Source organism: Pseudonocardia kujensis (assembly GCF_021283305.1).
Lineage (GTDB): Bacteria > Actinomycetota > Actinomycetes > Mycobacteriales > Pseudonocardiaceae > Pseudonocardia > Pseudonocardia kujensis.
The window spans coordinates 45,962-56,640 of sequence record NZ_JAJSOK010000050.1 but is presented as its reverse complement, the minus strand read 5'-3'; the positions used below and the strand labels follow the sequence as shown (position 1 = coordinate 56,640).

Annotated in this window: 10 protein-coding genes and 1 pseudogene; 1 reads left to right on the top strand and 10 read right to left on the bottom strand. The window is 75.4% G+C overall.

The features are described 5' to 3' along the window. The 10 genes and pseudogenes from LWC35_RS27665 to LWC35_RS27620 all read right to left on the bottom strand — a co-directional run. Nucleotides 1-187 (bottom strand): annotated as a pseudogene (locus tag LWC35_RS27665) (pyridoxal 5'-phosphate synthase lyase subunit PdxS); the annotation flags it as partial. Between the two features lie 123 nt (nucleotides 188-310). Then, the gene (locus tag LWC35_RS27660) at nucleotides 311-907 is read right to left on the bottom strand and encodes a LemA family protein (protein WP_232873200.1); all 597 of its coding nucleotides are present in this window, start codon (nucleotides 905-907) and stop codon (nucleotides 311-313) included. Beyond that, nucleotides 904-2,040 carry a glycosyltransferase family 4 protein gene (locus LWC35_RS27655; RefSeq protein WP_232873199.1) on the bottom strand — a complete coding sequence of 379 codons (1,137 nt, stop codon included), beginning with the start codon at nucleotides 2,038-2,040 and terminating at the stop codon, nucleotides 904-906. The genes LWC35_RS27660 and LWC35_RS27655 overlap by 4 nt, the downstream gene beginning before the upstream one ends. Further along, a complete protein-coding gene (locus LWC35_RS27650; protein WP_232873198.1) occupies nucleotides 2,037-2,918 on the bottom strand; it encodes a phosphatidylinositol mannoside acyltransferase in 882 nt (293 codons plus the stop codon). Before LWC35_RS27650 ends, LWC35_RS27655 begins: the two co-directional genes overlap by 4 nt. After that, nucleotides 2,915-3,547: a phosphatidylinositol phosphate synthase gene (pgsA, locus tag LWC35_RS27645; protein WP_232873197.1), complete on the bottom strand. Its 633-nt coding sequence runs from the start codon at nucleotides 3,545-3,547 to the stop codon at nucleotides 2,915-2,917. Before pgsA ends, LWC35_RS27650 begins: the two co-directional genes overlap by 4 nt. A 67-nt stretch (nucleotides 3,548-3,614) precedes the next feature. Further along, nucleotides 3,615-4,226, bottom strand: coding sequence for an HIT family protein (locus LWC35_RS27640; protein ID WP_232873196.1), 612 nt, complete (start codon nucleotides 4,224-4,226; stop codon nucleotides 3,615-3,617). 60 nt (nucleotides 4,227-4,286) lie between these two features. Beyond that, nucleotides 4,287-6,341, bottom strand: coding sequence for a threonine--tRNA ligase (gene thrS, locus LWC35_RS27635; RefSeq protein ID WP_232873195.1), 2,055 nt, complete (start codon nucleotides 6,339-6,341; stop codon nucleotides 4,287-4,289). A 118-nt stretch (nucleotides 6,342-6,459) separates the two neighbouring features. Further along, on the bottom strand, nucleotides 6,460-7,839 hold the full coding sequence (locus LWC35_RS27630; protein ID WP_232873201.1) for a hypothetical protein: 1,380 nt from the start codon (nucleotides 7,837-7,839) through the stop codon (nucleotides 6,460-6,462). A 35-nt stretch (nucleotides 7,840-7,874) separates the two neighbouring features. After that, nucleotides 7,875-8,315: a hypothetical protein gene (locus LWC35_RS27625; RefSeq protein WP_232873194.1), complete on the bottom strand. Its 441-nt coding sequence runs from the start codon at nucleotides 8,313-8,315 to the stop codon at nucleotides 7,875-7,877. A 181-nt stretch (nucleotides 8,316-8,496) separates the two neighbouring features. Next, a complete protein-coding gene (locus LWC35_RS27620) occupies nucleotides 8,497-9,933 on the bottom strand; it encodes a hypothetical protein (protein WP_232873193.1) in 1,437 nt (478 codons plus the stop codon). Between the two features lie 380 nt (nucleotides 9,934-10,313). Here LWC35_RS27620 and LWC35_RS27615 point away from each other — a divergent pair, with 380 nt between their 5' ends. After that, nucleotides 10,314-10,679, top strand: coding sequence for a nuclear transport factor 2 family protein (locus LWC35_RS27615; RefSeq protein WP_232873192.1), 366 nt, complete (start codon nucleotides 10,314-10,316; stop codon nucleotides 10,677-10,679).

The window sequence follows — 10,679 nt, the reverse complement described above, 5'->3', positions numbered from 1 at the left end:
CCCGCTCGAGGGCCATGACCGCGACGGCACCGGCGTCCTCGGCGATCTTCGCCTGCTCCGGCGTGACGACGTCCATGATCACGCCGCCCTTGAGCATCTCGGCCATGCCGCGCTTGACGCGGGCCGTGCCGAGCTCGGTGCTGGCGGTGCCGGCGGCGGTGTCGGACTGGGCCTGCTCGGACGACACTTTCGGTGCTCCTTCTCGGTACGGTTCCCGGGACCCCGGGCATGCTGCCGCCGCTGGTCGGCGGCCCGTTCGTCGATGGTACGCGTCGCGCGCGGCCGGTCACGCCCGCAGGTGGCGCACCCCTCAGCCGACCGGGTCGGCGGGCCGCACCACCGGCCGCACCGTACCGGCCGGCCGGGCGACGGACTCGGCGATCTCGAAGTACCCGGGCAGCGGTGCCGTGCCGTGCAGCCGCAGCCACCGGACGAGCCGGCGCGACCGCAGGTCCAGGGTGTCCCGCACGGCGTCGTTGTGCACCCGCCGGGCCAGGACGACGAGCCGCTCGGCGTCGGCGAGCTCGGACCGCAGCTCCGGGGCGAGCCGCGACCGGTCGACGCCGCCGAGCGCACGGGAGAGGGCGTTCTCGACGATCTCGCGCGCCTCGATGCCGTCCTCGCTGCGCCGCGGCAGCCCGCGGACGGTGCCCGCCCCCGCGGCGCGGGCGGCCTCGCCGAGCGCCGCCGGGACGCTGCCGGGACCCGCCTCCGAGGTGCCGAGCACCTCGGCGACCCGGATCGCGACGTCCGCCCGCCGGGCCAGCGACCGCTCGAGCCCGACGCGCGCGGCGTCGGTGCGCCGGTGCAGCCGGTCGAGCCGACGGCTGCGGGCCACGCACAGCACCGTCACCGCCACGACGACGGCCACCACCACCAGCAGCAGGAGCACGAGCAGCCAGCTCACGCCGCACCCCCGGGGAAGGCGTCGCGCCCCGCGACGACCTGGCGCGGGTCCGCCGCGACAGCCGCCTGGTAGACCTGCAGGACCTGCGCCGCGACGACCGGCCAGTCGAAGTCGGCTGCCCGCATCCGTCCCGCCGCCGACAGCAGCACTCGACGGTCCCGATCGGCGAGCAGCGCGCGCAGGGCCGTGGCCAGGGCCGTCGCGTCGCCGGTGGGGACGAGGACCCCGGCGGGCTCCGGCTCGCCCAGCACCCGCCGGAAGGACTCGAGGTCGCTCGCGACCACGGGGGCGCCCGCGGCCATGGCCTCGGTGAGCACCATGCCGAAGCTCTCGCCGCCCAGGTTGGGGGCGCAGAAGACGTCGACGGACCGGAGCGCGGCGGCCTTGGTGTCCTCGTCGACCGCACCGAGGACGTCGAGCCGGTCGGCGACCGGGCCGGCCTCGCGCCGCAGGTCGGCCGGGTCCCCCCGCCCGACGACGAGCAGCCGCGCATCCAGCGACCGCAGCGCCTCGAGCAGCACCGGCATGCCCTTGCGCGGCTCGGTGAACCGCCCCACGAACCCGATCGTCGGAGTTCGTGGATAGCCGGGGAGCATCGGACCGGCGGCGAACCGGTCGACGTCGACGCCGTTGGGGATCTCGATCGCGTCGCCGCCCAGGTGCTCCACCTGGACCCGCCGGGCCAGCGACGAGACGGCGATCCGGGCGGTGACCTTCTCCATCAGCGGCCGCAGCACCCCGCCGAAGGCCTGCAGGGTGCGGGAGCGCTCGGTGGAGGTGTGGAACGTGGCGACGATCGGGCCCTCGGCGGCGAGCAGGGCCAGCACGGAGATCGAGAACGTGGTGGGTTCGTGCAGGTGGAGGACGTCGAACGCGTTCTTCTCCAGCCAGCGCCGGGCCCGCGCGTAGGTGACCGGGCCGAAGGTCACCCGCGCGACCGAGCCGTTGTAGGGGACGCCGAGCGCCTTGCCGGCCGAGGTGACGAAGTCCGGGACCGGGGTGTCCTCGTCGGCCGGCGCGAGGACCGAGACCGCGTGTCCCAGCGCGCGCAACGCCCGCGCCAGCTCGACGACGTGCGTCTGCACCCCGCCCGGTACGTCGAGCGAGTAGGGGCACACGATGCCGATCCTCACCGGTGGCTTCCCGGGGTCAGCTCCTGGAGCATGTGCCAGTCCTCGAGGTGCGCCGCGATGTGCTCCTCGAAGGCCCGGGCCAGCTCCAGGGTGGCCTTCGGCACCGCGGCGCGGTCCGGGACCGCGATCGCCGGGGAGACCGTGGCGCCCCAGCCGCCGGGCCGGAAGTACGTCACCGCGGCGTGCAGCTGGGCCCCGGTGAGGGCGCAGAGCGACGCCGGCCCAGACGGGAGCCGGATCGTGTCGCCGAAGAACGGCACGTCGATCCCGGCGCCCGCGAGGTCCCGGTCGGCGATCAGGCAGACCAGGCCGCCGGCGCGCAGCCGGCGGGTCAGCGCGAGGTGGGCGCGCCGCCCGTCGTCCTGCGCGACGATCTCGAACCCGAGCGACTCCCGGTACCCCACGAACCGCCGGTAGACGGCCTCCGGCTGCAGCCGCTCGACGACGGTGGTCATCTCCGCGGGGAGCCCGTGCCGGCGCAGCTCCTCCAGCACGTACACGCCGGCGACGTCCCAGTTCCCCGCGTGCGGCAGGGCGAGCACGACCCCGCGGCCCTGCTGCATCGCGGAGATCGCCACGTCGAGGCCGGTGGTCGCGTGCCGGGCGTGGATGGTGCCCGGATCGAGCGCGGGCAGCCGGAACGCCTCCTGCCAGTACCGGGCGTAGCTGCGCAGGGCCGCCCGGACGAGCCCGTCCAGCTCGGTCTCCGACGCCGCCGGCCGTACCCGGCGCAGGTTGCGTCGCAGCCGCTCGACGCCCGCGCCCCCGCGCCGCCGGGCCAGGTCGGCCCCCACGCGGAACGCGACCTGGGCGACGGGCGCCGGCACGCGCGGCAGCGCGCGCCAGGCCGCGGTGAACCCGAGGTCGGCGAGGGTCACGAGGGAGGCTCCTGAGACCGGGCCGCCAGGGCCTGCGCGCTGCGGTACACCAGCACGATCCGCTGGCCGACCGTCCACACGGACGCGGCCGCGAGCCCCCACAGCAGCACGTGCAGCGCGTAGGGCACACCGATGCCCTGCAGGAAGATCCCCACCAGCACGACGATCAGCCGCTCGGCCCGCTCGACCAGCCCGCCGTCGGCACCGAGCCCGGCACCCTCGGCCCTCGCCTTGACGTAGGAGATCAGCTGCGCGCAGACCAGGCAGGTCATCGCCGCGATCCCGAGGGTCCGCTCCTCGCCGACGCCCAGGCACCACCAGGTGACCCCGGCGAACAGCGCGCCGTCGGCGATCCGGTCGCACGTGGAGTCGAGGACCGCGCCGAACGGGGTGCCCCTGCCCCGGGCCCGGGCCATGGCCCCGTCGACCAGGTCGAGCAGCACGAACAACGTGATCACGAACGGCGCCACGATCAGCTCGCCGCGCGGCAGGAACCACAGCGCGGCCGCGGACGCGCCGACGGTGCCGACGACCGTGACGACGTCCGGCGTGATCCCGCGCCCGACCAGCGCGCGGCCGATCGGGTCGGTGACCCGGTTGACGTGGACTCGGGCGACGACGTTCAGCATCGGGTGGGGCCGACTCCTGCCGGTCTCGTACGGCACCCCGCCGCGGTCGGCGGTGCGGATGACCAGCCTAGTCCCGTGGCCGGTCACTCCCCGTGTCGGGCCGCGGGGCGCCGTCGGTGCCGGCGGCCGGCTCCCAGTCCGGCTCCCAGGCCCCGGCGAGGAGCTCGCGGGTCTCGGACAGCAGCTGCGGGATCACCTTCGTCTGCCCGACGACGGCGATGAAGTTCGCGTCGCCGCCCCACCGGGGCACGACGTGCTGGTGGAGGTGCTCGGCCAGCGAGCCGCCCGCCACCGTGCCCAGGTTGAGCCCGGTGTTGAACGCGTGCGGCGCCGCGACCTTCTTCATCGCCCGGATCGCGCGCTGGGTGAACAGCGTGAGCTCCGCGGACTCGGCGGCGGTGAGGTCCTCGAGGTCGGCGACGTGCCGGTAGGGCAGCACCATCAGGTGGCCCGGGTTGTACGGGTGCAGGTTGAGCAGTGCGAACACGCTCCGTCCCCGCGCGATCACGAGGCCCTCCGCGTCGGGCAGCGACGGGATGCGGCAGAACGGGCACCCGCCCTCGCCGGCCTCCTTGATGTAGGCCAGCCGGTGCGGGGTCCACAGCCTGCGGAACCCGTCCGGTGTGCCGACCCCCTCGATGCCCTCGATCTCGGGGGCTCCCCGCTCGGGCTCGGACACGCCGTCGATCCTAGTCACGCGCCGGCCCCCGCCCCGCGGCGACACCGGCCGAGGGGCCGGTCACAGGGTGAAGGTCTCCGCGGTCGGGCTGACGTTGGAGCGGCTCGCGATCCAGCTCGTGACCGCCTCGACCGCCTGCGCGACCGGCACGCCGTTGGTCTGTGAGCCGTCGCGGAACCGGAAGCTCACGGCACCGGCCTCGACGTCCCGCGCGCCGGCGAGCAGCAAGAACGGCACCTTCTGCAGCGTGTGCGTGCGGATCTTCTTCTGCATCCGGTCGTCGCCGGCGTCGAGCTCGACCCGCACCCCCTTCGCCCGCAGCTGCGCGACGACCTCCTCCACGGCCGGGACCTGCTCGTCCGTGACCGGGATCGCGACGACCTGGGTCGGGGCGAGCCATGCCGGGAAGGCGCCGGCGTAGTGCTCCAGCAGCACGCCGAAGAACCGCTCGATCGAGCCGAACAGGGCGCGGTGGATCATGACGGGCCGCTTGCGCGAGCCGTCCGGTGCCGTGTACTCGAGGTCGAAGCGGTCCGGCAGCATCAGGTCCACCTGGATGGTGGACATCTGCCAGCTGCGGCCGATGGCGTCCTTGGTCTGGACGCTGATCTTCGGGGCGTAGAACGCGGCGCCGCCCGGGTCGTCGACCAGGGTCAGGCCGGTCTCCTCCGCGACCTTCCGCAGCACGGTGGTCGCGCGCTCCCAGTCCTCGTCCGACCCGATCGACTTATCCGGGTTGCGGGTGGAGAGCTCAAGGTGGAAGTCGTCGAGCCCGTAGTCGCGCAGCAGGCCCAGCACGAAGTCGAGCAGGGAGGCGATCTCGCCCTCCATCTGCTCCTCGGTGCAGTAGATGTGGGCGTCGTCCTGGGTGAAGCCGCGGGCGCGGGTCAGCCCGTGGACCACGCCCGACTTCTCGTACCGGTACACCGTCCCGAACTCGAACAGCCGCAGCGGCAGCTCGCGGTAGCTGCGTCCGCGGGCGTCGAAGATCAGGTTGTGCATCGGGCAGTTCATCGGCTTCAGGTAGTAGTCCTGGCCGGGCTTGCGGACCGTCCCGTCGGCGTTGAGCTCCTCGTCGAGGATCATGCCCGGGTACATGCCCTCCTCGTACCACTCGAGGTGGCCGGAGGTGCGGAACAGCTGCCCCTTGGTGATGTGCGGGGTGTTGACGAACTCGTACCCCGCCTCCTCGTGCCGGCGCCGCGAGTAGTCCTCCAGCTCCTTGCGGATCACGCCGCCCTTGGGGTGGAAGACCGCGAGCCCGGAACCGATCTGGTCCGGGAAGGAGAACAGGTCCAGCTCGGCGCCGAGGCGGCGGTGGTCGCGGCGCTCGGCCTCGGCGACGCGCTCCAGGTAGGCGTCGAGCGCCTCCTGGGACTCCCAGGCGGTGCCGTAGATGCGCTGCAGCTGCGGGTTCTTCTCGCTGCCCCGCCAGTACGCCGCGGCGGAGCGGGTGAGCGAGAACGCCGGGATGTACTTCGTGGTCGGCAGGTGCGGGCCGCGGCAGAGGTCCGACCAGACCGTCTCGCCGGTGTGCGCGTGGACGTTGTCGTAGATGGTCAGCTCGCCGGAGGCGTCGACCTCCATGACCTCGCTGTCCGCCTCGGTGCCCGTGCCCTTGAGGTCGATCAGCTCGAGCTTGTACGGCTCGTCGGCGAGCTCCTTGCGGGCCTCGTCGAGCGAGTCGAAGCGGCGGCGGGAGAAGCGCTGCCCCGCCTTGATGATCTTCTTCATCGCCGACTCGAGCTTCTTCAGGTCCTCCGGCGTGAAGGGCTTCTCGACGTCGAAGTCGTAGTAGAAGCCGTCCGTGATCGGCGGCCCGATGCCGAGCTTGGCCTCCGGGTACAGCTGCTGGACGGCCTGCGCGAGGACGTGCGCCGCGGAGTGCCGGATCACGCTGCGGCCCTCGTCGGAGTCCGCGGTGACCGGGACGACCTCGGCGTCGGCCTCGGGGGCCCACGCCAGGTCCCGCAGGGTCCCTTCGGCGTCCTTCACGACGACGACCGCCTGCGGCCCCCCGGTCGGCAGGCCGCCCTCGCGGACGCGGGCCCCGGCCGTCGTCCCGGCCGGCACCAGGATCGGCGCGGACGCGGGCGGGGCGGGTACAGCGGACACGAGGTGCCTCCAGGAGTGCCGTGCGGGTTGACCCCCCGATGCTAGAGGTCGGGCCCGACAGGTTTCCCGCTGGCACCCGCCGGGCTCAGCACCGCGGGCGCGGCCGCCCCTGCGCAGCTCAGGAGTGGTGCGGCAGCCCGACGTGCGCGTGCGGCTCCTCCGGCTCGGCCACGACCCGGCGCAGCGGCGGCGGGCTGCCGGGGGTCACGGGGCTGAACCAGTCCACCTCGCTCAGGCCGGGCCGGTCGGCGAGGCCTGCCAGGTCGGCACCGGGCTCGTCCGGAATCGGGTCGGGCCGCGCCTCGCTCCGGCCGGCGGGGCCGCTCTCGGCGACCGCAGGGCGGTCGGCCGGGGCGGGGCGGTCGGCGGGCTGGTCGGTGGCCGCAGGACGGTCGGTGGGCGCGGTGTCGGCGGGGGCGGTTTGCTCGGCGGGGGCGGTTTGCTCGGCGGGGGCCGGACGGTGCGCCGTGGGGGCGCCGCCGTTCGAGGCGGCGGGGGCACACCACCCGCGGGCGCCGGGACCCGCCGGCACGAGCCGGGCCAGGGCGACCGCCGTGACGGGTGCGGGCACGCGGGAGTCGCGCGCGCCAGGGCCCGTCCCGGTGGAGGGGACCCGGGCGGAGGCCGACCCCGCACGGACCGGCCCGGCACCGGCTGACCCGGCACCCACCGGCCCCGAACCCACCGGCCCCGAAGCCACCGGCCCTGCACCGACGGGGCCGGGGCCGTCCGTGCCGTGGGCGGTGAGCAGCGAACCGTGCGGTCCCGGGCCGGGGGGTGTCGAGCCGGCCGGGGTGCCGGCCGGACGGGCGACCCAGGCCGGCACCGGCGCCGCCGCGGCCCGGCCTGCGGCCGGGCTCACCGCCCTCCCGACCAGGGCGGGACCCGCGACGGGCCGCCCGGGTACCGGACCGATCGGACCGGCAACGGCGCCCGGAGCGGCCGCCGGGACGGGACCGGCGGTGCTCGCCGTCCCGACCGACGCGGACGGGCCCCCGGGCGCCGCGGAGGAGACCGCCGAGGACACCGCAGACGACACCGCAGACGACACCGCAGACGACACCGCAGACGACGCAGCGGCGGGCGCTGCCGCCCGCGGACGGCGCGGCACGAAGGCCGCCGGGTCGATCCGGTCCAGCACGCGCCGGACCTTGCGCAGGTTCCGCTCCGGTGTCACGACCAGCACCGAGAGCACGATGCCGGGGCCCGCCGGGTCCGGCAGCAGCCGGATGAGGTGCAGCACGGCGGACCCCTGCTTCACGACGACCTCGGCCGGGGCACCGCGGACGACCTGGGCCAGCGCCTGCGCGGCGCGGATCACCTCGGCCTGCGCGGCGGCCACGGCCTCGGTGTCGAGCCGCGCGCGGTCGGCCGTCTCCGCGTCGAGCGTCAGACCGCTCTCGACGTCGACGAGGGCGCACGCCAGCACGGACGGCTGGCGCAGCACCTCCTTCGCCGCGACGCGCAGGACTCCGGGACTGCCGGGGATGCTCAGCACGCCTGAATTTGTATCGGGACGGTCGCGGACCGCGATCAGCGGTGGGCGTTGGCCTGGAAGTACTGGTTGTCGCCCTGCGGCGAGCGGGCGCCGGCGTTCGGGTGCGACATGTAGAACTCCTGCTCGATGACGCGCAGGTCACGCCGGGCCATGGCGAGGTTCGCCTGCGCCCGGTTGAGGACCAGGTACAGGAAGAGCTTCTCGTCCGGCAGGCCGCGGATCAGGCGGATGAGGTGGTACTGGTTGTCCAGCGTGATCAGGATGTCCTCGATCTGCTCGCGCAGGCCGAGCTTCTGGGTCACCTCGATCTTGCTCTTCACGACGTCGCTGTTGCCGGGGGCCGCGACCTCGAGGTCGAACTCGGCGCTGCCGCCGCGGGACCCGAGCATCATGCCGCTCTCGTAGTCGACCAGGGCGACGGCGAACGCGCCCTTGATGTTGGCGGCCATGTCCAGGGAATGCTCGATGGAGCTCATCGTGTGCCTCCGACCGCCGGTCGCGGGGGAACGGTTTCCGGCGGTCTTCGAAAGGTGGGACGGGGGAACCCGAAGAGTATCGCAGAATCGTTGCGCGGAGCACCGGGGGTGCATTTCCCGCGGCGCGGAGAAACGGCGACCGAGAGCGGACCGCGCGGTTCCGGCACCCGGCCGCCGGGAATCAGCGCAACCGCCTCCGCAGGCCGTCGGCCAGGCGGCGGAGCGCGTGCAGGTCCGTGGCCCAGCGTCGCTCCTGCTCGGCCTCCTCGGGCTCGCGCGGCGGCGGGATCACGGTGTCGCCCGTGCGGCGGGGCAGGGCGTCGGCGGGCGGGGCTGCGGCGTCGTCCGACGGCGACGGCCCGGTGCCGCGCGGTCCGCCGTCGGCGGTCCGCTCGGGGACGTCCCGCCGGCGGCCTGCGGCAGTGCGGGCGGCGGCACCCGGGTCCAGGGGAGCGACGGGCGCGGAGTCGCCGGGACCGGGCGTCACTCCTTTCCCGTTCCGGGTGGCGGTGGCGCCGTCCGGGACGTCCTCGGCGGCCTCGGGCGTCGTCGGGGCGGGAGTGTCGGGCGCCGGCCTGGGTCCCGGGCCTCGGTGGCGGGGTGCGGGCGAGGCCGGAGCCGCCGAGAGGCGCTCGGTGGGCGGACGCGGTCGTGAATCGCGTTCCGCCCGGCGGCTCCGCGTCCCCGTCCGGTCGGCCTCCCGCGCGCGCTCGGTTCCGGGACCGGACGCGCCCGGCGGATCGGGTGGCAACGGCGGGCGGGCCCGCTGCGCTGCCGCGAGGAACTCCGCAGCGAGAAACGGCGACCGGCTGCTGACCAGTACTTCTTCCCGCCCGTCGGCCGGCTCGCGGGGCTGCGGACGCCGGGTGGCCGGCGCGGCCGCCTCGCTGTGGGCCCGCTCCGGCTCGGCGTCCGGCGCGCCGGCAGGACGCCCGCTCCGGGGTGCCTCCGCCGGCTCCGGCGGTGCCGTCAGCACGGCAGCCGACGGGAGGGCGGCGGGTGTCGCCGGCGGTGCTGCCGGGAGGGCCGGTGCAGGCGGGGTCCGCGGCGTGGGACTCGGAGCGAGCACGCTCCGGCGCGAGCCGGCCGGGGACGCGGCGGGCGGCGCCGGTGCCGGCGCGGCGGGGAACCCGCCCGTGGAGGTCGAGCCCGGCGCCGCTCCGGGCAGGGCCGCTCCGGGCAGGGCCGACGGCGTCGCGGTGCGGACCGAGGAGGGCAGGGCGGCCGCGGCGGCCCCGGCGCCCTGCGTCCGGCCGCTCGCGCCCCGGGCACGCCCGCCGGTGACGCCCTCGACCTCACGGAGCGCGGACGCGAGGTTGGCCCGCGCCCGGACGAGCCGGAGGTACAGCACCCCCGCCGCCCCGTCCGCGAGCGGGACCGGCGCGAGCAGCTGGACCACGCGACTGCCGGTCACCACGACGGTCCGCACCGTGCCGGCGCGGGGGCCGGCGACTGCCGTCGCGCTGTCGAAAGCGTCGACCATCTCGTCTGCGGAAAGGCCGGAATCGGCGGTGCCGGAAGACGCGAGAATCGTGCGGGAATCGCGCTCCAGAACCGAGACGTACGACACCCCGGACAGTTTTCCCAGGGTGTCGATCACGCTGTCCGGAACGGGCACGCGAAAGTGTCTCACACGGTGAGGGAACCATTGGTCCGGCGCCTTTCCGGCGCATTCCCGCAGCGCCCTCCGGAGGCCGCGGATGGGCCGGACGGCGCGCCCCCGAGGGGGCCGTTCGCGCACCGTCAGGCCGTGGCCGGGGGCGGCGCGCGCACGACGGCGATCACGGATCTCGGTCTCGGCGCGAACGGCCCCGCGCCCCGGCGTGTCCGGTCCTGCGCACCGGCGCGCCCGGCCCTGCGCGAGAGATCCACGCGGTGATCGGGACGGAGGTGACGCCGCACACCTTCTGCGCCGGCGGCGGCCCGACATCCGGGCCGCCGCCCCCGACCGGACCGGCCACCTGGCGCCCCGACCGTCCGGAGTGGTCGGATGGGGCCGTGAGCGCAGCAGCCTTCCGGGCCGCCGTCGAGCGCGGCGACGCCGACGCGGCCACCGACCTCTTCACCACCGACGCGGTGTTCCACTCGCCGATCGTCCACCGGCCGTACGAGGGGCGTGAGGCGCTGCGGGCGATCCTGCGGGCCGTCGTGCAGGTGTTCGAGGACTTCCGGTACACCGACGAGTTCGCCGGGGAGACCGGGCACGTGCTGGTCTTCCGGGCCCGCGTGGGCGACCGCGAGCTGGAGGGCGTCGACATCCTGCGCGAGGGGCCCGACGGTCTCGCGGAGCTGACCGTCATGGTCCGGCCCTACTCCGCCGCCACCCTGCTGCGCGAGCGGATGGCCGCCCTGCTCTCCCCCTGA

Coding starts and splice junctions, on each gene's coding strand:
- pgsA (WP_232873197.1), bottom strand. CDS start 3,547: ATGCTGAACGTCGTCGCCCGAGTCCACGTCAACCGGGTCACCGACCCG.
- LWC35_RS27625 (WP_232873194.1), bottom strand. CDS start 8,315: ATGAGCTCCATCGAGCATTCCCTGGACATGGCCGCCAACATCAAGGGC.